This window comes from Paenibacillus pinisoli (assembly GCF_003605435.1).
Lineage (GTDB): Bacteria > Bacillota > Bacilli > Paenibacillales > Paenibacillaceae > Pristimantibacillus > Pristimantibacillus pinisoli.
This window is the reverse complement of record NZ_QXQB01000006.1, coordinates 145655-167297: the sequence shown is the minus strand read 5'-3', so window position 1 is coordinate 167297 and position 21643 is coordinate 145655. Positions and strand designations below refer to the sequence as shown.

The following is a 21643-nucleotide window of genomic DNA, read 5'->3' as shown; positions in this document are numbered from 1 at the left end:
TGAAAATAGCGCCGCGTGATATACTGGCCTTACTAATGCAGCAAAGGATGAGTGACATGGAGAGAAAGCTTAAAATCGCGATTATCGGCGCTGGCAGCACGTATACACCTGAATTGATGGAGGGCATCATCAAGCGTAAGGACTCTCTTCCGCTTCACGAGCTTGCCCTTATGGATATCGATGACCGGAAGCTTGAGATCGTTGGCGGCCTATGCGAGCGCATGACGGCGGCGGCGGGGCTAAACTGCCAAGTCATCAAGACGAAGGATCTTGACGAAGCGCTTCGCGGCGCGGACTTCGTGCTCGGCCAGATTCGCGTAGGCAAGCTGCCTGCACGCGTACTGGACGAACAGATTCCGCTGAAATACGACTTGATCGGACAAGAGACCTGCGGCATCGGCGGCTTCTTCAAAGCGATGCGCACCATTCCGGTTATGCTGGATATTGCAAAACGCATGGAAGAGCTGTGCCCGGACGCTTGGCTGATCAACTTCTCCAACCCGGCTGGTATTATTACCGAAGCGATTCTGAATCATACGAATGTGAAGATGCTGGGTCTCTGCAACGTTCCGTATAACATGAACAAGAGCATCCGCGAGACGATGGAGCTGCCGAACGCAGAGCTTACGTATGTCGGCCTGAACCATCTGAGCTGGGTAACCGCGATCGAGCAAGACGGCAAAGATTATTTGAAAACAGCTCTGGAAATGGGCTTGAACAGCGAGACGATGAAGAACATCCCGTCCACCGGCTTCAGCAAGGAGCTTGTGCAGCTGGTCGGCGCAATTCCATCCTCGTATCTTGAATATTACTACTTTAAAGATAAGAAACTGAAATTGCTGAAGGACGCCGAGCTGTCCCGCGGCGAGAAGTGCATGCAGATCGAAGAAGAGCTGCTGGACATCTATTCGAACGCGGAGCTTCACTCGAAGCCTGAGCTGCTCTCCTCCCGCGGCGGCGCGAACTACTCCGAAGTGGCGATCAGCCTGGTCGACGCGATCTTCAACGACAAGCAAGAGAAGCATGTCGTAAACCTGCTGAACAACGGAGCTCTTCCGTTTATGGAAGACAGCGACGCTATTGAAGTTACAGCTGTTATCGGCAAGGATGGCGCGAAGCCGATTGCCGTATCGGACTTCGACAACCAGCATATTATCGACTACATGCGCATGGTGAAGGCTTACGAGCGCGAGACGGTCGCAGCCGCAGTGGAAGGAAGCGAAGCTGCAGCCATGCGCGCGCTGATGATGAACCCGCTGGTAGGCGACTATCAGACGGCGCATGATTGCTTCCACGAGCTGAAGGAAGCGCACAAGGACTATTTGCCGCAATTCAAATAAATGTAGCATCACTAAGGAGCATGACCTGCTATGAAAGGTAACTATGTAATCGGCGTCGACGGCGGCAACAGCAAAACGGACTACTTCTTATTTGATCTTAGCGGCACGCTCGTCGACCATATCCGCTCTGGCACATGCAGCCATGAGCAGTTCAAGGACAGCTACGCGGAAGCATATCGCGTCATGAACGAACAAATTACACTGCTGCTGTCGCGCAACGGCCTGTCAATGGAGGACGTTGCTACTGGCGCATTCGGGCTTGCGGGGGCGGATATCCCTGTCCAGAAACGCAACTTGAATGAAGTCGTGGAACGGATCGGCTTTACAACTTATGCGCTGGACAACGACTCTTTCCTTGGCATTAAAGTTGGCAGCGAAAAAGGCTACGGCATCTGCTCGATCAACGGCTCTGGCGTGTGCACAGGCGGCATCTCGCCTAGCGGCCAGCGACTGCAAGTCGGCGGCGTCGGCAGCGAGCTGTCCGGCGACGAGGGCGGCGGCTTCTACTTGTCGCGCCGCGTTATCCGCGCGATCTACGACAGCTTCTACAGGCTCGCTCCCGAGACGAGCATGACGGCGCCTGCCATGGAGCTGATCGGCGTGAGCAACAAGGAGAGCTTCATGGATTACGCACTGGAGCAGCTGATCACCCGCAAGCTTCCATTCACGGGGCTGGTGACTGTGCTGTTCGAGGCGGCGGAGAGCGGCGATCCTGTCGCATCGGCGATCGTGGATCATTCCGCGCGCCAGCTCGCCTACTCCACCGTCGGCTGCATCAGCCACCTGGACTTCAACGAGGAGCCTGTCGACATCGTCATGGCCGGCTCGGTATGGGTGAAAGCTGCCTCCCCGGTTATGCGCGACCGCTACAAGCAATACGTCGCCGAGCTGACGGGGCGCGAGTGCAACTTCATCCTGCTCCAGGAGCCGCCAGCCGCTGGCGCGGTCGTCTGGGCGCTGGAGCTCGCACACGGCGGCCCGCTCAGCGCGGAGCTGCGCAAGAAGATCATTGATGCGCTTCAATAGAAGCGCAGTTTAGAGGGCTGCCCGTTCGTGGCAGCCCTCTTTTTGTATGGGCGTGTGCCCGGCTTCGTCGTCGCTTTCCCGCTCGGGGCGGGCGGCTGCTCGCTAAGCCGAGTTTCTCGGATTGCAGCCTCACTTTCCGCCCGGGGCGGCTCTATAAGCCGAGTTTCTCGGGTTGCTGCTTCTCTTTCCGCACGGGGCGGCTCTCTAAGCCGAGTTTCTCGAGTTGCAGCCTCACTTTCCGCTCGGGGCGGATCGCTAAGCCGAGTTTCTCGGGTTGCTGCTTCACTTTCCGCTCGGGGCGGATCGCTAAGCCGAGTTTCTCGGGTTGCTGCTTCTCTTTCCGCCTGGGGCGGCTCTCTAAGCCGAGTTTCTCGGATTGCAGCCTCACTTTCCGCACGGGGCGGCTCTATAAGTCGAGTTTCTCGGTTTGCTGCTTCTCTTTCCGCCCGGGGCGGCTCTCTAAGCCAAGTTTCTCGGATTGCAGCCTCACTTTCCGCACGGGGCGGCTCTCTAAGCCGAGTTTCTCGGGTTGCCGCTCCTCTTTCCGCCCGGGGCGGCTCTCTAAGCCGAGTTTCTCGGTTTGCTGCTTCTCTTTCCGCACGGGCCGGTTCTCTAAGCCGAGTTTCTCGGTTTGCTGCTTATCTTTTCCCGCCCGGCGGTTCTCTAAGCCGAGTTTCTCGGTTTGCCGCTCCTCTTTCCGCACGGGGCGGTTCTCTAAACCGAGTTTCTCGGTTTGCAGCTACTCTCCACGCTCACTTGCACTCTCTATGCCACGTTTCACTGCTTGCAGCTCCATTTCCCTGCTCACTCAATTTCTCAGATTCATCGCCCGCGATTAAATGGCATAATAAAGATAGGCTCACGCGAGCACAATAAATGGTTACTTAAACGAAATGTTACGGAGGCGATTGGATTGGCACAATCGAAGTTAGCATCATATCACCGCGTAATTGCTGAACTCCCCGACACGTCATGGAAACGCGAAGACCTTCTAATAGATGGCCTGCTGCTGGAGCAAGAAAATGACTTGTCCTTGTACTACGCGCCATACGACTATGTGAATCCTGCAGCCAAAGTGACCATCGTCGGCATTACGCCTGGCTTTACGCAAATGTCGATTTCTCTCCGGCAAGCGAAAGATGACCTGGCTGCAGGCATCAACCTATCCGAAATCGATCGGAGAGCCAAATACGCCGCAAGCTTCGCCGGAACGATGCGCCGCCATCTGGTGGACATGCTGAATAAGCTCGGCTTGCCAGAGCTGCTTCATGTTTCGGACAGCAGCGAGCTATTCGGCGACCGCCGCGAGCTGATTCATACGACTTCTGTCATTCGTTATCCCCTTTTTCATAAAGGAGAAAACTACACCGGTCATCAACCGCGAATGCTGTCATCCCAACTCATACGCAAATACGCGGTGCATGACTTTGCACATGAGCTTGCAGCCGTAAAGGATTCCGTCATCATTCCGCTAGGCAAATCTGTCTCGGACTTGCTGCGTTACATCGACGGCGAAAAGCCGCTCCCGGGGGAACGGCTCCATGAACGCTGCTTGTTTGATTTTCCTCATCCCTCCGGCGCCAACGGCCATCGCAAAAAACAATTTGAGCTGCTGAAGGAACACCATATAAGCATTTTACAAAGCAAGCTGGGCAACCATCAGCAATTATAGATTCCTGGACAGTCGCTTTCTGGCTTAATACTATGCTTATACATGGGCACATTCGCAGCTGCAATAAGGTTAACAATAGCCCCTAACGATACGAGTTAATCTCGATTAGCAGAATTAGAAACAAAAATAAAACTAATCCTGTCAGTGCCGCGCCCAAGCCTGTTTGCAGTTCAGTATTTCTGCCCGCCTTTATATTTTTGAGCAGCTTCACGGTATTGACGTACAGCATAATCCCCAATATAGGTATGATGAATATTAAATAAACCACCAGCTCGAGCCCTCCTTGGAATACGCTCCATCTTTTAAGAATGTGATTATAAGAATCTGCGATCAATGCCCGCATTCCCCTAAACCGCCACATCACATCAAGATATAACGCTTCGTAAAATCATATGGTTGCCCCTTCAAGGCCAGGCACCATTCCGAGGAGGCCGCTAAAAAGAACAAACACCAGGCCATACCAACATTAAAAATCCTCCTGGATCAAATCCGCGTTAATGCCAATCGCGGCTTTGCTGCCTTCGCCCGCTGCGATGACAGCCTGTGCCGGTGCAATGACCGATGAATCTCCGGCTGCATATACGCCGTACACGCTCGTGCGTCCCAAGCGGTCGGTCTGAATGCCTCCCTGGTCATTCGTCATGCAGCCAAGAAGCTCGCCAAATGGAGCTGCCTGCTGCCAAATAGGCGAGACGAATCCGCCTGTTGCCCGAACCCGCTTACCGTCTTCGAGCCGGATAAACTCCAGCTTACCGTCCTTGCCCCCTAGCTCCACTACTCGCTGTCTCGTTATCCGAATGCCGCGGGATTGGAGCTTTTGAAGATCCTCATCAGTCAGTGTACGCCTCGCTCCATTCGTGCATAGAAGCAGATCCTTGCTCCATTGATAAGCCAATCTGGTCAGCGTAAAAGCGTTCATCCCATCCGCAATAATAATAAGCGGACGGTCACGCAGTTCCCAGCCATCGCAATACGGACAGTTGAACAGGCTTCGTCCATAATAGTTATTGATGTTCGGGACCTGGGGCAATGTCTCCCGAAGCCCCGCCGCCAGCAGCACTTTGCGGGCTGCATACCAGCTGCCGTCAGCCGTGCCTATATGAAAGCCAGAGACCGCGCGCTGAATGACGGTCACCCGCTGCCGCTTCACCGCCACTGACGGATAAGCGGCCAGCTCCCTCTGGGCCAGTCCTCTCAGCTCGCCCGGCGTCACGCCGTCTCTGGTCAGAAAGCCGTGCGTATGACGGGTGACCGCATTGCGCGGCCGATTATCGTCAAATAAAATAACGCCTCTCCTTGCTCTGCCAAGCACCAGCGCAGCATTCATCCCTGCTGGCCCTCCGCCTATAATCGCGCAATCCACTGTCATACTCCAACCACCCTTCATCCTTGCCCGCACTCAAAAAATATCCCATCGGATTATGTATATCAACCGCCGCTCCCCAACATGCTTTTATACAGGACAATACTGCACATATAAATCTGTTTCATCGGCATACGATTTGAGTACTGCACACAAAATCCCGCTGCATCAGCATGCCGACCGGTGATATGATTCAATCGGACTTAATAGCAACTCTAGTATCCCGCATGCTTTTATTGAGCAGCAATAATGCGCACAAAAATAAGCCCGTGCATCAGCACAGGCTTACAAACAAGGCAGTATAACAGATAATTAATCCATGCATTGCTTTCTTACCGCCAATCAAATAAAACTATATGAAAGCATGCAGCAGACGATCGACCGCCAAAGAAGCGTTCACTTCTGTGCACACATGGATCGGCGAACCGACCAATGATCTGCGGCGCAGGTCGGCGACGGTCATGCCCGCGCACAGCTCGCTGTCGCATACGACCTTCACGTTCATGAGCTGCGTCGTTACGATGGACGGATCCTCCGCGACCAGGACGGTCAGCGGATCATGAATCGGCGCCGCATCAATAAAGTAATTGCTGGAACGGTAGAAGTCAAAGTAGAATCGGTGCGACTCCCGGATGAAATCGACAACTCCCGCATTCTCTTCCCCGCATGATTGACGCAGCCTGTCCAGATGCTCGCCCGTCAGCAGCGTCTTCATCGTCACATCGAGACCAACCATCGTGAGCGGAACGCCAGAAGCAATAACAAGCTCCGCCGCTTCAGGATCGCCCCAAATATTCGCCTCCGATACCGGAGTAATATTCCCGGGAACGCCTACTGCTCCGCCCATGACGTATACATGCTTGATTCTTCCGCATACGGACGGATCCTTCTGGATCGCATGCGCCAGATTCGTCAGCCGGCCCAGCGTCACTAGAATCAGCTCGCCTGCCAATTCCTCCGACTTGCGCAATATAAAGTCTGCCGCCTCTTCATCTAGCGGCTGCTGGGCTGAAGCCGCTACCTCCACATTGCCAATCCCGTTCGCGCCATGGACATGCGTGCCAAATTCCGGCTTCCCCCGTCTGAGCGGCTTGCCCGCTCCCTTGGCAACCGGCACATCATAAGCAGGAGCCGCCAACGCAATGATCCTGAGCGTATTGTCTGTCGCCTGATCTACATTAATGTTCCCGAACACAGTAGTGATGCCTTCTACCTTGATCGAAGGAGATTTCAGCGCGTATAGAATGGCAAGCGCGTCGTCGATGCCCGTATCGGCGTCGATGATCATTTTTTTCATCTGTCTCACATGCAGCCCTCGCTTCTCATTCTTGAAAGTATGCCTTCACTTCTGTCATCATCGGCATGCCGTCCTGCGCACCGAATTTCGTAACGGCAAGGCCCGATACCTTGGCTGCAAAGGCAACTGCGTCTCCGATTCCGCAGCCTGCGCTTATATCATAGGCTAATCCGGCGTTAAATGCATCCCCTGCGCCCGTGGTGTCAACAACTTCCATGCGATGGGCAGGCTGGCGCTGCAGCGAGCCGTCCTTCCGCTTCCATATCGCGCCTTCCGCTCCTAACGTGGTTACGACACAGCCAACACCGCTATCCAACAGCTTGTCGATTGCTTCTTCCAACGGTTGCTCGTCAAGCGCACTCCCCGTCAAAGCTTCCAGCTCCGTACGGTTCGGCGTAATAACATGGACCCGCTTCAGCAGACTCTCCGGCAACGGGCGCGCCGGCGCCGGATTCAGAATGACCAGCTTGCCGTATCTGTGCGCCAGCTCCGCGGCATACTCCACCGTCTCAAGCGGAATCTCCAGCTGGAGCAGAACCGCATCGGCGGCTTGAATCAATGTTTCCGCCTGCTTGACGTCACTAGCCGCCAGCTTGGCGTTCGCCCCGGGCACCACTACGATATTGTTCTCGTCCGGCGTCAGCGTAATCGACGCTGTGCCCGTCGAGGCCTGCTCTGTGATTTTGATATAGTCGCTGTTCACGCCGTTGTCAGCCATTGCCGTCATCAGCGTGCGGCCGAATTAATCGAGACCGACCGCGCCGACCATCGTAACCTGAGCGCCCAGACGCGCGAGAGCGACTGCTTGATTCGCTCCTTTGCCGCCGGGGATGAAATGGATTTCGTCGCCCAGAATCGTCTCTCCGCCTGCGGGGAATCGGGGGGTCTTCACGACGATATCCATATTCATGCTGCCTACGACGACGATGTTCGGCTGCTTCATACCGCGTTAACCCTTCTATCGACCAGCCGCTCCATAAGCAGCGCTACCGCTCGCGCATGATCGACATCGAGGCAAACCTCGACGTTGCCGCCCGCATCCAGCGTGGCAATCGTCTGGCCTGTCTGCGGGCGATGATCGTAATCGACGCGAATGTTCATGCGCTCCGTGCGGACAAGCGTGCGGTCGATCAGCAGCGCAATCGTCAGCGGATCATGCATGAACGACTTCTCTTCCTTCGCGAACTCGAACCATTTGCCGATCATGCGGGCCAGCGCCATATTCAGCGGATCGCCGGTCGCATGCAGCTTCGCTCTCTCCGCTTCCGTAATAATGACCTTCAGCGTTACATCAAGGCCTGCCATCAGGATTGGAGCGCCGCTGCGGAATACGAGCGAAGCCGCCTCCGGATCGCAGACGATGTTATGCTCTACAATCCGCATATGCACGCCGTTGTCGCCAAGGCGAGTGACGCCGCCCATAATGACGATTTCCTTCACGTTCTGAGCGATGCGCGGCTCGCGGATCAGGCAAGCTGCAATGTTCGTCAGGGGGCCGATCGCGACCAGCGTAATTTCGCCAGGGTTGCTCATCACGGTATCGATAATGAAATCGACCGCATGGCGGTCCTCATATTGCAACTCATCATCCTCCGCCAGAAGACCGTCGCCCTCATGGCCGGCCATCCAGATCTCACGGTTGTCCAGCAGCGTCTTGTTCAGGCCTGCGTATACGCGCACCTCGGGGTGCCCGCCGTATTGCAGCATCTTCTTCGCCATGCGGGCACGCAGCTCTACATTGCCGTAGACTGTCGTTACGCCCTCCATTTGAATTTCTTCCGAATGCATGGCCAGCGCCAGCGCCATAGCGTCATCCACGTCGCTCCCGATATCGGTATCCAGTATAATTCGTGCCATAATGTCCGTCTCCTTAGCTGTTAGATTCCCTTTTTGCGTTTCTTCCGTTTGCTCTCAATCATTGCATAGACAAGCAAGCCTACGACCGTTGCCACATAAGGGAACGTCGCGATCAGCTCCGATGGTATTTTCAAAATTTGCAGCGCATTCGCCATGGCATTCGTCGCTCCGAAAATTAATGAAGCGATAAAGGTGCCGATCGTGCTGCCTCCGCCAAGCGCTTCCGCCGCAATCGCGATCCAGCCCCGGCCTGCTGTCATGTCTCTAGTAAAGAGAGACAGATAGCCCATGGACATGAACGCGCCGCCAAGCGATGCAAAAAAACCGCTCAAGAGCAAGGCGATGCATTGGATCTTGGCCACGCTGATGCCGACCGATTGGGCCGCTTGAGGATTCTCGCCGACCGACCGGATCTGGAGGCCCAGCGGCGTTCTCTTCAGCATGTAGTACACACCCGCTACAGCCAGCAGCGAGATATACGTCAATACGTTGTGGCCGGAGAGGATCGGTCCAAGGACCGGAATATCCTGCACCAGCGGAATATGCAGGTTCGGCAGCACTTTGCTTTGCAGCGAAGTCGATGTGCCTTTGTCCCCGCTTACCAGATAAAGAATAAAGACCGTTCCGCCTGAGGCGAACATGTTAATGGCGATACCGCCCAAAATAATATGCGTCTTAATCTTAAGTGTGAAATAAGCCAGAATGGCCGACAGCGTAATGCCAGACATGACCGCCCCAAGCAGTCCGATCCAGGCGCTGCCGGTATAGGCGCTGACGATAACGCCCGTCAAGGCGCCGACAAGCATCGTGCCCTCCATGCCGATATTGACGATGCCGGCTTTGTTGGAGATTAGCGCGCCTAACGCGGCAAGCAAGATCGGCGTCGTGACCCGAAGGACGGAGAAAGCAAAATCCGTCGAGAAAAGTACGCTCCAGAAGCTATCCAAGTTTCTCCGCCTCCTTCAGCAGCTGTCTGTTCTTCCACATCTTCAGGAATTGCTCCGCCGAGATGAGCAGAATAATAATCGCTTGAATAATCGAGATGAGCTCCGCCGGCACATCCGACATGATGGACATCTGATCGGCGCCAATGCGGATATACGCGAGGAACAGCGCCGCGCCGACGACCGACAGCGGATTGTTTTTCGCAAGCAAGGCGACAAGAGCGCCGTCGAGGCCGTAGCCCGGCAGGTCAGACCATTGGAACCGGGTGTACATGCCCAGCACCTCTACCGAACCGCCCATTCCCGCCAGGAAGCCGGCAATGAGATGCACCGTAATGATAACGCGGCCCGTCTTAATGCCGGAGAATTCGGCGAATGCACGGTTGGAGCCTGTCATGCGCAGCTCATAGCCCCATCTTGTGTGGTACATGAAATAATGGGTAGCCACGATACAGGCGAGCACCAGAATAAGCCCCGTATGAATTCGCGTACCCGGAATCAGGTTCGCAAGCCTTGCCGTCTCTTGGAACTTGTAGGACACATTGGCGAACGCCGCTGCATCCCGCAGATGATAGTTCAAGATATAGAGGCCGATGCCGGATAAAATACTGTTGAACATCAGCGAGGTCACCAGCACCTCCGCATTCCATTTCGCTTTCATAATGCCGGGAATAGCCGACAGAAGCGCGCCGACCGTCGAGCCGGCAAGTATCGCTACGACAGGATGGATAAAGCCGTTCATGCTGGCATAGATGGCGATGATCGCAGCCACCACGCCCGAGATATAGAACAACCCTTCCGCTCCGAGGTTAAATAATCCGCTGCGGAACAGCAATACGACAGACAGGCCCGTGAACATTAACGGAATAGCCATCTCGATTACATTGCCGATCTGTGCTGTCGTCGACAGCGGCCCCGTCAAGAAAATTCGGATGGTCTCCAGCGGCTGATCGCTGACCAGTGTAATAATGAGGAAGGCGATAACTAGCGCAATCGCAATCGATATCAGTGTTCTTATGGCATCAAAGTACTTGAGCATCTGACGCTACGCCCCTCCCTGTGTGGTCACCCTGTTGTTTTTTCAATCCGAGCATATACAGCCCAAGCTCTTCTTCCGTCACTTCCGACGGCTTGTCGAACGAAGCGACCAGCTCCCCGCCGTACATGACGTACAGCGTATCGCTCAGCTCCATAATTTCATTCAAATCAGCCGAGATGAGCAGTATGGCGCAGTTCTGGCTTCTCATCTCCAGCAGCTTCTGGTGAACAAGCTGCGCCGCGCCGACATCGACACCCCTGGTCGGCTGCTCGGCAATGAGCAGAATCGGATCCGTCGAGCATTCGCGCGCGACGATAACCTTCTGCATATTCCCGCCGGACAACATCCCGATCGGCTGGGCAGGCCCGGAGCATCTGACCTTGAATTCCTCGATCAGCTTCTCAGCCAGGCGCACAATCGACTTGCCCTTCAGGAACAAGCCCTTGTTCCAGTCTTTGCTGCGGTATCGCGTCGAGATGATATTGTCGGAGATGCTCTCTTCCTTCGCCGCTCCCTGACTCATTCGATCCTCAGGCACATAAGAGATGCCAAGCTCCCGTATCGACCTCATATCCAGCCCTGCGATTTCGGAGCCGTTCACCTTAGCCGAGCCTTTCACACGGCCGCCGAGCCCGCCAGTCAGCGCTCTGACCAGCTCGGCTTGGCCGTTGCCTTCGACGCCGGCGATGCCTACGATCTCGCCCGCCCGGATGGAGAGGCGGATATTGTTCAGCGCTTTTTTGTCCAGCGCGTTCACGTAATTCAGTTCCTTCACTTCCAGCACCGGAGGGCCGTAGAACGACTCGACCTTGTCATACTTGAGCACGACATCCCGTCCGACCATCAGCCTCGATATCTCCTGCTCGGTTACGTCTGCCATATCGAAGACGCCGGCGCTCGTGCCGCTGCGCATAATCGTAATACGGTCGCAGATCGCCTTCACTTCCTTCAGCTTGTGGGAGATGAAGACGATGGTATGGCCTTCCTGCTTGAGCACCAGCAGCTGCTTGAACAGCTCATCGGTCTCCTGCGGCGTAAGAACGGCCGTCGGCTCGTCCAGAATGAGAATCTTCGCCCCCCGTAGGAGCGCTTTCAAAATTTCCACCTTTTGCTTCATGCCGACCGACAAGGACTCCACCTTCGCCCGTGGATCAACCGCCAACTGGTACTTCTCCGACAAGGCCTGCGTCATGCGAACCGCTTCTTCATAGTTGACGCTGAACCCCTTCTTAGGCTCCATGCCCAGCACCATATTCTCCGCTACGCTGAAGGATGGCACCAGCATAAAGTGCTGATGGACCATGCCGATTCCCTTCGCAATCGCATCCTGCGGCGTCTGAAATCGCATTTGCTCACCCCGCAGCATGATCTCCCCGTCGCTGGGAGGCTCCATGCCGAACAGGATTTTCATCAATGTCGATTTGCCGGCCCCGTTCTCTCCGGCCAGAGCGTGAATTTCGCCTTCCCTGAGCGAGAAGTCGACGTTGCGGTTAGCTGTAACGCCATTCGGATAGACCTTGGTGATATTGCGCATCTCCAGCACATTCTGCCGCATCAATGTTCTCCCCTTAGCCCCTCGCCAGCATAGCGACGGCGGCCTTATAGAATTGAAGGGAATTCTTCGCAGCCGAAGAACTCCCTTGGTTATTTTAGCTAAAAGCTCGTATGAATCCGTGTATTATGGCTTAACGGAATTGCGGATTTGGTCTACTTCGGAAGTCTGCATGCCCATCGCATTGCTAACTTCGATCTCGCCGGCAATCAGCTTCTTCTCGATTTCAACCAGCTGAGCTTTGATGTCTTCCGATACAACCGCGTTGAAGATATCGTTGCGTACGATGCCTACGCCGTCTTGCTCCAGGCCTACGACATCCAGCTTGCCTAGCTCAAGCGTGCCGGCTTTGATGCCGCGAACCGCATGCACGATCGCTTGGTCGATTTTTTTCACGGAAGAAGTAATGATCAGATCTGCTTTTTCTTTGTCCGTACCCGCCATCATCGTTCCTTGATCGGAGTCTACGCCGATTGCGTAGCGGCTCTTCTCCTTCGCCGCGTCGAACACGCCAAGGCCTGTTCCGCCCGCAACGTTGAAGATCACGTCAACGCCGGAGTTGTATTGCAGCAGGGAAAGCTCCTTGCCTTTGCCCGGATCGGCAAAGTCGCCTGCGTAGGATACGGCTACTTTAATGTCTGGCACAGCATACTTAGCACCCTCAATGTAACCTACGAGGAATGCGTTGATTGCTGGAATATCCATGCCGCCCAGGAAGCCGATTTTCTTGTCTTCGTTCGCATTCGGCATGTCGGATACGCTCGTCAGAGCCGCCGCAGCGCCTGCCAGGAAGGACACTTCATTGGTTGCGTAAGAGATTGCATAGACGTTCGAAGCTGCTTCCGGGATGTCTGTGTCATAGTTGATGAACTTCTTATCCGGGTTCTTCTCCGCTGTTGCGTTCAGAAGCTCCGTAATTTGCGAGCCGCCGGAGATGATAACATCCCAGTCTTGCGCCGCTACGGAATTGAAGGTCGGCTCCCACTTCGTCGTGTCGACGCCCATCTCGATAACCTTCGTCTCCGCTTGCAGGCTGTTCGCCACTTGCTCAAGTCCGCTGTTCGCCGCATCGAAGAACGATTTGTCGCCAAGCGTGCCCGGCACTAGCAGAACCACTTTCAGGTTGTCCGACTTGGAACCGGAGTTATCCGGTTTGTTATCCGCCGGGCCGGCATTTTTGCCCCCGCCCGAACAGGCCGCAATCAACATCACAGCAGCCAGAACTAAAGCCAATAAACTTCGTTTCATCATTATGCCCCCTAAAGGTATGTTTGGTTAGTCCTCCACAGCTCGTCTGCTCTCTCCGCCATGAAGTTTACGATATGCCTCTTTCAATGATATGATTGTACCAAACAACGCCCTTATGTTTTATCTTGATTCGCTCATATTTCTTATATGATTTGGCTAAATCAAACGATGGGAGCAACGGGCATGAACAATATGGATTTTCTGTTCTTCTCCAGGCGCCGGGAGAAGCAATATATCCCTTCCCACTTTCATGAATGCTTCGAGCTCGTCTACTACTATGGCAAAGGGCATACGAAGATTGGTTCCACCGCATACCATTTCCGTCAAAATACGTTCGCGCTCGTCGCTCCCTTCACCGAGCACGACGAGCTGCATCTGAACGAAGCGGACGTCCTGTTCGTCGGCTTCTATAGCGAACGCGAGGGACTGTCTTATCTTAACGGCGTATTCGAGGATGATCAAGACGGCACGATTGAGAATATATTGCTGCGGATGAAGGACGAATTCGTGAAGCAGCAGGATGATTTTTCGGACATGCTTAATCTGCTGGTCGGCGAGCTGTCGATTCAGCTCCTCAGGCTGATCGGCACACGGAAGGCGCCCAAGCAGCAATCGGATCGGATGAATTATGTGCTTAACTTTATGGATGAGCACTTTCGCCAAAAAATATCCATTCAAGCGCTTGCCGATCTGGCTGGCTACAGCTATGGGCGGTTTCGCCATCTGTTCAAGGAGAAGTACGGCGTAGCTCCGCTTCAATACCTGTATGTGAAGCGGCTCAACTATGCCAGATCGTCCCTGATCCTCCACCCGGAGAAGCTGGTCTCGGAGGTCGCGCTGGACGCCGGCTTTGTCAACGACGCGCAATTCTGCAGCATGTTCAAGCGCGAGAACGGCATCTCGCCGAAGCAGTACAGGCTTTCGAAGATCTGGAAGAACAATTGACGAAGCGCAGAGGCGGCTGTGCAAAGAACAAACTCAGCCTGATCCTGCCTTTTAACGGAATTGAGAGACTCTATGCTTCGATTTTTTATATGTTTATAACGCTAACGGAACTAGGATGCCTTATCTGCACCATCCGACCCGTACTTCGGTTCATTTAGAGCAAATAAGGGTTCTCTGTTCCCTTACGTTAAAAAAACGTAGCAAAACGGGCAAATAGCGGCTCGTAGTTCCCTTACGAATTTCAAAGTACCCAACTTCAGGACCTGCTTCAGCCAACTAAAAGTAGGTTTTTGCCGCTTAGAGCTCTCCTTTTGACTAATTTATCCACAATTTCAAAAATTGCATACTTTCCTAAGAAACAAAAAAAGCGGCATCCCGAATCACTGCGGGATGCTGCTTTTATGCGATGGGCGCTACTCAGGACGAATCAGCGTGAATCTCTCTCCAAGCTTGGCGTAGTCATGGCCCGCTAGCCGGCTCACCGGCTTCAGACCGTCCGGATCAATTCGCCCGTTCTCATAGAGCGAATCTGCGATATGAAAACGTACGATCCTGCCAATCAGCAGATCGCAAGCCGGTGAAGCTTCCGTGCCGCCCAGCGGCAAGGCCCGCTCCAGCACGCATTCCATTCGGATGCGGGCTTCAAGAATGCCCGGCACCTTAATTCTGCCGCTGGCCACCGGCGTCAGCCCTGTCAGCTCTACCTCGCTGACCTCCGGCGCTGCCTGGGCGGCCGTCCCATTCATCGCTTCGACGTAGCTCTCATCCGCGATATGGACGACGAACGCGCCCTGCGCTTCAGCATTCCGCGCCGTGTCCTTCTGCATGCCGTTCTTCCGCTGCACGGATACGGATACCATCGGAGGATTGGAGGACACGATGTTGAAGAAGCTGAACGGCGCGGCATTCAGCACGCCGTCCTTCGACAGCGTCGTTACAAGAGCGATCGGGCGGGGAATAATGCTGCCGATTAGCAGCTTATAGTTGTCCTGAGCGCTCTGGCTCTCTGGGTCAATAGCGATCATGAGCTTCCTCCTTAGAAGGTTTTGTTGAACCACTCCGCAGCAGCCGCAACCTCAGTGCCGGTCAGCTGATGTCCGAATCTCTCCCAGTGCGTCGTTACCTGCGCTCCCGCTTCTGTCAGCAGCGCCTCCAAATCCTTTGTCTCCGCCGGCGTGCACATCGGGTCGTTCTCGCCTGCCCCGATGAAGACAGGCAGCCCATCCATATTCGGCAGCTCGACGCCGCGGATGGGAACCATCGGATGATGCAGGACAGCCCCCTTCAGTGCATTCTTGTAATGGAAGAGCAAGCTTCCTGCAATATTGGCCCCATTGGAATAGCCGACTGCGACGATATTGCCCCGGTCAAAGCCGTATTCCGCGGACGCGCTATCCAAGAACTCGTTCAACTCCTCCGTGCGGAGGATCAGATCCTCGATATCGAATACCCCCTCCGCCAATCTGCGGAAGAAACGGGGCATGCCATTCTCCAGCACATTGCCTCTAACGCTCAAGACGGAGGACGAAGGGGACAGCCGCTCCGCCAGCGGCAAGAGATCGCGCTCCGTGCCCCCCGTTCCATGCAGCATCAGCAATACAGGGGCATTCGGATCCGTACCTTTTACGAATATATGCTTCATTATTTGCTCTCCTCCAATTCTCTTACTTCAAATGGCAGCAGCAGCTTCTCGATCTCGCCGCGATGCTTCTCATACCATTCCGGCAGCATGAGCTTCTCGCCCAGATGCTCCGGCTCTTCATCTCTTGCAAAGCCTGGAGGATCCGTCGCAATCTCGAACAGGATGCCGCCTTCCTCCCGGAAGTAGAGAGCGTTGAAATATTGACGGTCTACAATCGGCGTCGGCTGGTAGCCGTGCGAGGCTACATGCTGCCTCCAGACCGCATGCTCTGCATCATCGGCTGCTCTCATCGCGATATGGTGCACCGTGCCGTGGCCTCCATGGCCATGAGCCATTGGCGCAGCATTCACGTCAATCACATTGCCCAGATCGCCGAAAGCCCGGTACCGTACAAAGCCGGCATCCTCGCCCGCTTTCGCAAGACCCATTACTTCTTCAAGCAGCCTGCCTGTCGATTCCGGCGCCGTACTGAACAGCACCGCCCCGCCGAAGCCTTTGATCGCCTTATCCGCCGGAACGCCGCCGAACGTCCAGTCGCTCTCAGGACCTGCCTCGCGAGCTACAATCTCGATGCGCAAGCCGTCCGGATCAGCGAATTGCAGGTACTGCTCCCCGAAGCGCTCGGCTTCCTGAATTTCTACGCCAAATTGGATAAGCCGTTCCTTCCAGAAGTCATACGCTCCCGCTGGCGCCACATAGGTGGTAATCCCGACCTGCCCGCCGCCAATGCTTCCTTTGCGCGAATCCGGCCATGGGAAGAAGGTAATAATGGTGCCCGGGCTGCCCATCCGGTCGCCAAAGTACAGGTGATACACCTCAGGAGCATCGAAGTTGATTGTTTTTTTCACAAGACGAAGACCCAATATTCCTGCATAAAAGTCGGTAGTCTGCTGCGGGTGGCGCACAAAAGCTGTAATGTGGTGAATGCCTGCTGTTTTCGTTGTCATCTCAATCTCTCCTTTGATTATCTTTAATTTAAGATATATGCCCTGCAAAAGCAGTCCGTTGCCTCTCCTCCGCCGAATTGCGGCTCGGGTGCACTATTGATAGGACTGCTGCGCGTATTTGCCTAATTTCTTAAGCAGCTCGCTGGCTGCCTGCTTCTCCTCATCGGTAAGCCCGCTTGAAGCTTGCTCGATAACGCTAGTATGCGTCGGGAAGACCTCTTCTATGAACTTGCAGCCTGCATCGGTAACCTCCGCATAGATCAGACGGCGGTCTTCCTTGGAAGCGCGTCTGGCTACAAGCCCCTTCTTCTCCAGCTTATCTACGACATACGTGATGTTGCCGCTGCTCATCAGCACCTTGCCTCCGATTTGCTGAAGAGGCTGCGCCCCCTTGTGATACAACAGCTCCAGCACGCCGAATTCGGTCCGATTCAATCCATGCTGGCGTATATCCCGGTCGGCATGGGCATTGATCCACTGGCTGGCTCGGGATAAAGCAATGTACAAGTCAAGAGCTTCATTCGATCCGTTGTTCGCCATGCCTGCCTGCCTCCTTTATTTCAATTTGTATTATCTTAAATTAAAGATATCATGACAGGAATCGGATGTCAACCCTGTCGCCTGCAGCTTTTTCTCCTGTCCTACTCTGCTAGCTTCCCGCTATATCAGGCCGTTTATACCTCATCTTCACGCAGCGATCGGTAAGTTAATCGAGCTTCAGTATTCTCATCACAAATAAAGATGCCGTCTGCCGCGACACACTCGTCGCTTCAGACGGCATCCTGATTCTTTTACACGTGAACCGCAGCAGGCTCTGCTTCTTTATCCGGCCGCACCAGCGCGTGCTTCTCCCACTTCCGGCTCTTCCATCGGAAGTAGAAGATGCAAGCTCTAAGCCATTCATCTGCCGCAATCGCCAGCCAAATGCCGACAAGTCCCAAATTGAAATGGAAGACGAACAGATAGCCGAGCGTCAAGCTCATGCCTACCATGGAGAACATGCCGACGTATAGCGGATACTTGGCATCGCCGGATGCGCGCAGCGCATTGACAATAACAAGGTTAATGGTGCGCCCCGTCTCCAGCAATAGGCTGTACAGCAGCACCTGCGCCCCGATTCGCAGGACATCGGCGTCATCGGTGAACATGCCGACAAGCTGCTCCCGGAACAGCATCACTAGCGCAACAACGATCAGCGTGCCAATGATCGCCGAGCGCACGCTCATCCAGACGCGCTTATAAGCATCGTCCGGACGTGCCTCTCCTACAAGACGCCCTACCATAATGGATGTTCCCATACCCACTGCAAGCGCGAACAGATAGATGAACATCGAGATGTTGGTTGCGTATTGCTTGGCTGCCAAAGCCGCCTCGCCCAGGAATGTCGTGTAGAAGATGAACATAATCTGGCAGCTCTGATACATCACTTGCTCGAGTGCGGACGGTATGCCGATCTTCAGGATCTTCCCGATATATTCCTTGGACAGCTTGAAGTAATAATTGATCTGGATGCGCACCTCCATAATCCGGTACAGCAGCCAGAAGAAGACGACTATCGCCAGCAGACGGCTCGCCACGGTCGAGATCGCCGCGCCTTCTACGCCAAGCGCCGGCATGCCGAAGTGGCCGAAGATCAGTCCGTAGTTGCCGATAATGTGAACCACGTTCATGCCCAGCGATACGAGCATCGCTTCCTTCGTAAAGCCATGAACGCGGATAATAGCGGCCAGCGAGTTAATAATGGCCTGCAGGAAGATTGCCCCGCCTACGATCGCCAGATAGCTATGCGCGAAATCATAGACTTCGCCTTGCAGGTTCAGGGAACGCAGCAAATATCCGTTGAACACGACGAACAGTACGCTCATCACGATGCCGACCAGCAAGTTAAGCGTGACGGCTATTGCCGAAATTTTGGCCGCCTCAAAAAACTTCCGCGACCCGATGTATTGCGCTACCACGATGGATGCCCCGTTGCCGATAACCTCCAGCAGCAGAATGGAGATATGCAGAAATTGGTTCGCCGCGCCGACGCCCGATACCGCGTTGTCGGAGATCGCGCTCAGCATGAACGTATCCGCTATACCCATCATCATAAATAGCGTTATTTCCAAAAATATAGGCCATGTCAGGTAGAACAGCTTCAAATCCTTCGTACCCTTGCCTTTGCCCTTTGCTGTCTCTCCAGCATGCCCTTCCATGTCATCACCTTCACTTCTTCATCATGCGCTATGCCTGGTTAGGTTTCTACCGTAACGTATCGTAGCACACAAACGAAAAAGATACATCTGTGATTATTGGTAAAAATGAATGTGATTTTGTGTTGTATTTATTTCTTTCGCCTTATGGCGTGAACGATCAGCAACAAGATAGGCAGATACAGGCCATAGGTCGAAACAAACGGCACCCATACGCTTCTGTTGTATTCCTCGCTATGCATAACATTCGGATGCACCAGCATAGACAGCGCAACAAGCAGCATCCCCACAGGCCATACAAGGGGGCGGTAATCTTTCAAATGGAACAATTGCTTCATCCCCAGCAAGGCACCGTACACATAAAAGGCCATCCGGTAAAAAATCGTAATAAACCACATGATCGCCATGACAATCTCGATTCGCTGCAGGAAATGGCCGACATTTATTTTTTTGGCAAGTGCATAGCTAGGGTAGGTCTGCCTGGCTGTCATATCGGTGCCCAATACCGTAATGGACAACACAATAATAACCACAAGCACCAAGCCCGCTATAAGCATACCCCGATAAAAGCCCTTGCTTGCCGCCTGCGGCGAATCCATATCTGACGGAAATACCGTTAGCAGCAAAAATGAAGTGAGCGAAAAGGTGCCAATAAAATACATCGTGGCCCAGGCCATACTCTTCATATTCGTCTCCATTACCGGCTGCAGGCGTTCAAGATGAATCTGCGGGGTTGTAAATACGGCCAATACAAGGATCAGCAGCACAAATACGGGAAAAAGCAATTCTGCAGAGCGAGCCAGCGACTCGATGCCCAGTCGCATACCCATCATGACCACAATAGCGAACAATATGTTAATCGCCTGCATGGGTGTCGTCTGCATGATCTGAGTCGTCATAAAATTCCCGATGAAATAAAGCACCTCAGACGCGGTAACGAGGCAAAAAAATACAATGGCGAGATTTACCGCTTTGCCCAGCCAGCTTCCCAGCACGTGCTCAATTACAGCAAATAGTGACTTCTCGCTTTGCAGATTTCCAACCGCGATATACAGTCTGACAAGCACAAGGCTAATCGCAATGCCAAGACAAGCAGCTATCCAGCCATCCTGCTTCGCAATGGAAGTCAGCGTTGCAGGAATGATCAGAATGGGTGTGCCGATCGCGCAGAGAATGACGAGAATCGCGAATTGTCTCGGGCTAATCTTTTCCTTTGTTCCCACTTCCGGTGGTCCCCTTCCTGCGAGCCGCTCGGCGAATCGCATATGCAGCAAGCAGCACAAGCGACAGAATCACGCTGAATGTCATGTCCATATAAGGCCAATAATGGTCCGCTTCATGGAAGTCGATAATGTTCGACGAGATGATCAAGGAGAAGCACACGACCAGCATGCCAAGCGGAAGCTCCAACCTCTTCTCTGTGCGCAAGCCCGCTGTCTGAGCGATCGCAGTCTGCAGCACTTTGAAAAAGATAGCCGATTTAATAAAAGAAGTCAGCAGCCACATAAACGCCAATATCACTTCCAGCCGCTGAAAAAACCTTCCGACATTGATTTTTTTCGCAAGGGCATAGCTCGGGTAGATGCTTCTTGTCGCATAATCAGGGCCTAGCACGAGTATGGACAATAAGATGATCAATAGAACGACAGCTCCGCCCATGAATGCCCCCCTCATAAAATTGGCGTGTATGGCTTGCGGTTTCCGCACGGCCGGTATCGCCATCAGCAGTACAGCCAGCTCCATGAACGGATAAGCCGTCATCGTAATCGAGCCCCGCAGAATGGGCTTTATGCCTCCGTCCAGCACAGGCAGCAGATTGTTCAGCTTGATATCGGGAATGAGGAACAGAATAAAAGCGGCAAGGAACACTATAAAGAACGAAAAGAAAAACTCCCCTGTCCGCGCTATTGTCTCCAGTCCCAGCCTCGCCGCCATAGCCAGAATGCCTGCGTACATAATATGTATCGCTTGAATCGGCGTCTCCGGCATCATCTGCGTCGTCAGGAAGTCCCCGATCTCCCGGGTATGCGCGCCGATGGACAGGAACAAATAGGCAACAAACAGGGCGGAGACCGCCTTGCCGATCCACTTCCCCAGCAGCTGCTCCGCTGCTTGCACGAGCGTCAGATGGGGGTACAGCCTGCCTGCCGCGCTTAGCAGCCATACCACCATCATGCCTGCAGCCAGCCCGACAAGAGCGGATATCCAGGCGTTCTGTTGTGCATCGTTGATCGGAATGGATGGCAGCACAAGCATCGAATCACCAATTGCAACATACGCGGCCATTAAAGCAAACTGCCTGCCGCTGATCCTCTCATTCATATTTATCGCTTCTCCCTGTTATTTCAGCGCGCTATCCACCAGCCGCCCGATAGGTCCGTATACTGCGGCGACCCAATCCAGCGGATTAGGCAGGGTAATGTGCAGGCTCTGAGCGATTCCTATGCCAGCAGCAAGCAGCAATATGGCAAAGAACAGGAACAGCTCCTTCTTCAGCCGCCTCTTCCTCATAGCTGGCACTTCCAGCATCGCAATAAGGACCGCCGTCAGTACGATACCCGCAATGGCAACCATAG

22 protein-coding genes and 1 pseudogene are annotated in these 21643 nt (G+C 54.1%); 4 read left to right on the top strand and 19 right to left on the bottom strand.

Annotated elements, in window-relative coordinates; translation table 11 throughout:
• Positions 1 to 56 precede the first annotated feature (56 nt).
• Together D3P09_RS23615 and D3P09_RS23610 are read left to right on the top strand one after the other, a co-directional pair.
• Positions 57 to 1340 (top strand): 6-phospho-beta-glucosidase, encoded by a 1284-nt coding sequence (locus D3P09_RS23615; RefSeq protein ID WP_120113895.1) that lies wholly within the window; start codon positions 57 to 59, stop codon positions 1338 to 1340.
• Between the two features lie 30 nt (positions 1341 to 1370).
• A complete protein-coding gene (locus D3P09_RS23610; protein ID WP_120113894.1) occupies positions 1371 to 2366 on the top strand; it encodes an N-acetylglucosamine kinase in 996 nt (331 codons plus the stop codon).
• A 151-nt stretch (positions 2367 to 2517) separates the two neighbouring features.
• Here the strand turns inward: D3P09_RS23610 and D3P09_RS23605 are convergent, their stop codons facing one another.
• Both D3P09_RS23605 and D3P09_RS23600 read right to left on the bottom strand, forming a co-directional pair.
• Complete coding sequence (locus D3P09_RS23605) at positions 2518 to 2763, bottom strand: hypothetical protein (protein ID WP_120113893.1); 246 nt, start codon at positions 2761 to 2763, stop codon at positions 2518 to 2520.
• A 9-nt stretch (positions 2764 to 2772) separates the two neighbouring features.
• Entirely contained in the window at positions 2773 to 3069 is a 297-nt protein-coding gene (locus D3P09_RS23600; RefSeq protein ID WP_120113892.1) for a hypothetical protein, read from the bottom strand.
• 210 nt (positions 3070 to 3279) lie between these two features.
• On the opposite strand from D3P09_RS23600, the gene D3P09_RS23595 reads away from it, so the two are divergent.
• Complete coding sequence (locus D3P09_RS23595) at positions 3280 to 4038, top strand: hypothetical protein (protein ID WP_165867563.1); 759 nt, start codon at positions 3280 to 3282, stop codon at positions 4036 to 4038.
• An 82-nt stretch (positions 4039 to 4120) separates the two neighbouring features.
• Here the strand turns inward: D3P09_RS23595 and D3P09_RS23590 are convergent, their stop codons facing one another.
• From D3P09_RS23590 to D3P09_RS23550, 9 genes and pseudogenes are all read right to left on the bottom strand, one after another.
• A complete protein-coding gene (locus D3P09_RS23590) occupies positions 4121 to 4306 on the bottom strand; it encodes a hypothetical protein (RefSeq protein ID WP_133305049.1) in 186 nt (61 codons plus the stop codon).
• Positions 4307 to 4504: 198 nt separating this feature from the next.
• A complete protein-coding gene (locus D3P09_RS23585) occupies positions 4505 to 5407 on the bottom strand; it encodes an NAD(P)/FAD-dependent oxidoreductase (RefSeq protein ID WP_120113889.1) in 903 nt (300 codons plus the stop codon).
• A gap of 346 nt (positions 5408 to 5753) precedes the next feature.
• On the bottom strand, positions 5754 to 6698 hold the full coding sequence (locus tag D3P09_RS23580) for a nucleoside hydrolase (protein WP_120113995.1): 945 nt from the start codon (positions 6696 to 6698) through the stop codon (positions 5754 to 5756).
• A 25-nt stretch (positions 6699 to 6723) separates the two neighbouring features.
• Positions 6724 to 7641, bottom strand: a pseudogene (gene rbsK / locus D3P09_RS23575) (ribokinase).
• Positions 7638 to 8555 carry a nucleoside hydrolase gene (locus D3P09_RS23570; RefSeq protein ID WP_120113888.1) on the bottom strand — a complete coding sequence of 306 codons (918 nt, stop codon included), beginning with the start codon at positions 8553 to 8555 and terminating at the stop codon, positions 7638 to 7640. Before D3P09_RS23570 ends, rbsK begins: the two are co-directional and overlap by 4 nt.
• Before the next feature lie 20 nt (positions 8556 to 8575).
• Positions 8576 to 9502: an ABC transporter permease gene (locus D3P09_RS23565; protein WP_120113887.1), complete on the bottom strand. Its 927-nt coding sequence runs from the start codon at positions 9500 to 9502 to the stop codon at positions 8576 to 8578.
• The gene (locus tag D3P09_RS23560; protein ID WP_120113886.1) at positions 9495 to 10538 is read right to left on the bottom strand and encodes an ABC transporter permease; all 1044 of its coding nucleotides are present in this window, start codon (positions 10536 to 10538) and stop codon (positions 9495 to 9497) included. Before D3P09_RS23560 ends, D3P09_RS23565 begins: the two co-directional genes overlap by 8 nt.
• Entirely contained in the window at positions 10522 to 12093 is a 1572-nt protein-coding gene (locus tag D3P09_RS23555) for an ABC transporter ATP-binding protein (protein WP_120113885.1), read from the bottom strand. Before D3P09_RS23555 ends, D3P09_RS23560 begins: the two co-directional genes overlap by 17 nt.
• A gap of 123 nt (positions 12094 to 12216) precedes the next feature.
• Complete coding sequence (locus tag D3P09_RS23550; RefSeq protein ID WP_243644429.1) at positions 12217 to 13341, bottom strand: BMP family ABC transporter substrate-binding protein; 1125 nt, start codon at positions 13339 to 13341, stop codon at positions 12217 to 12219.
• 180 nt (positions 13342 to 13521) lie between these two features.
• Here D3P09_RS23550 and D3P09_RS23545 point away from each other — a divergent pair, with 180 nt between their 5' ends.
• Positions 13522 to 14283 (top strand): helix-turn-helix transcriptional regulator, encoded by a 762-nt coding sequence (locus tag D3P09_RS23545; RefSeq protein ID WP_165867562.1) that lies wholly within the window; start codon positions 13522 to 13524, stop codon positions 14281 to 14283.
• 413 nt (positions 14284 to 14696) lie between these two features.
• On the opposite strand, the gene D3P09_RS23540 is transcribed toward D3P09_RS23545, so the two are convergent.
• The 8 genes from D3P09_RS23540 to D3P09_RS23505 all read right to left on the bottom strand — a co-directional run bounded on the left by D3P09_RS23540 (position 14697) and on the right by D3P09_RS23505 (position 21641).
• Positions 14697 to 15308, bottom strand: coding sequence for a flavin reductase family protein (locus tag D3P09_RS23540; RefSeq protein ID WP_120113882.1), 612 nt, complete (start codon positions 15306 to 15308; stop codon positions 14697 to 14699).
• Positions 15309 to 15319: 11 nt separating this feature from the next.
• On the bottom strand, positions 15320 to 15925 hold the full coding sequence (locus D3P09_RS23535) for an alpha/beta hydrolase (RefSeq protein WP_120113881.1): 606 nt from the start codon (positions 15923 to 15925) through the stop codon (positions 15320 to 15322).
• On the bottom strand, positions 15925 to 16872 hold the full coding sequence (locus tag D3P09_RS23530) for a VOC family protein (RefSeq protein ID WP_120113880.1): 948 nt from the start codon (positions 16870 to 16872) through the stop codon (positions 15925 to 15927). The genes D3P09_RS23535 and D3P09_RS23530 overlap by 1 nt, the downstream gene beginning before the upstream one ends.
• Positions 16873 to 16965: 93 nt before the next feature.
• The gene (locus D3P09_RS23525; protein WP_120113879.1) at positions 16966 to 17412 is read right to left on the bottom strand and encodes a MarR family winged helix-turn-helix transcriptional regulator; all 447 of its coding nucleotides are present in this window, start codon (positions 17410 to 17412) and stop codon (positions 16966 to 16968) included.
• A gap of 251 nt (positions 17413 to 17663) precedes the next feature.
• Positions 17664 to 19070, bottom strand: a complete 1407-nt coding sequence (locus D3P09_RS23520) for an MATE family efflux transporter (protein WP_120113878.1) — start codon at positions 19068 to 19070, stop codon at positions 17664 to 17666.
• 128 nt (positions 19071 to 19198) lie between these two features.
• The gene (locus tag D3P09_RS23515; RefSeq protein ID WP_243644427.1) at positions 19199 to 20290 is read right to left on the bottom strand and encodes a GerAB/ArcD/ProY family transporter; all 1092 of its coding nucleotides are present in this window, start codon (positions 20288 to 20290) and stop codon (positions 19199 to 19201) included.
• Complete coding sequence (locus D3P09_RS23510) at positions 20268 to 21389, bottom strand: GerAB/ArcD/ProY family transporter (RefSeq protein ID WP_120113876.1); 1122 nt, start codon at positions 21387 to 21389, stop codon at positions 20268 to 20270. Before D3P09_RS23510 ends, D3P09_RS23515 begins: the two co-directional genes overlap by 23 nt.
• An 18-nt stretch (positions 21390 to 21407) precedes the next feature.
• The gene (locus tag D3P09_RS23505) at positions 21408 to 21641 is read right to left on the bottom strand and encodes a hypothetical protein (protein ID WP_120113875.1); all 234 of its coding nucleotides are present in this window, start codon (positions 21639 to 21641) and stop codon (positions 21408 to 21410) included.
• Positions 21642 to 21643: the final 2 nt, after the last annotated feature.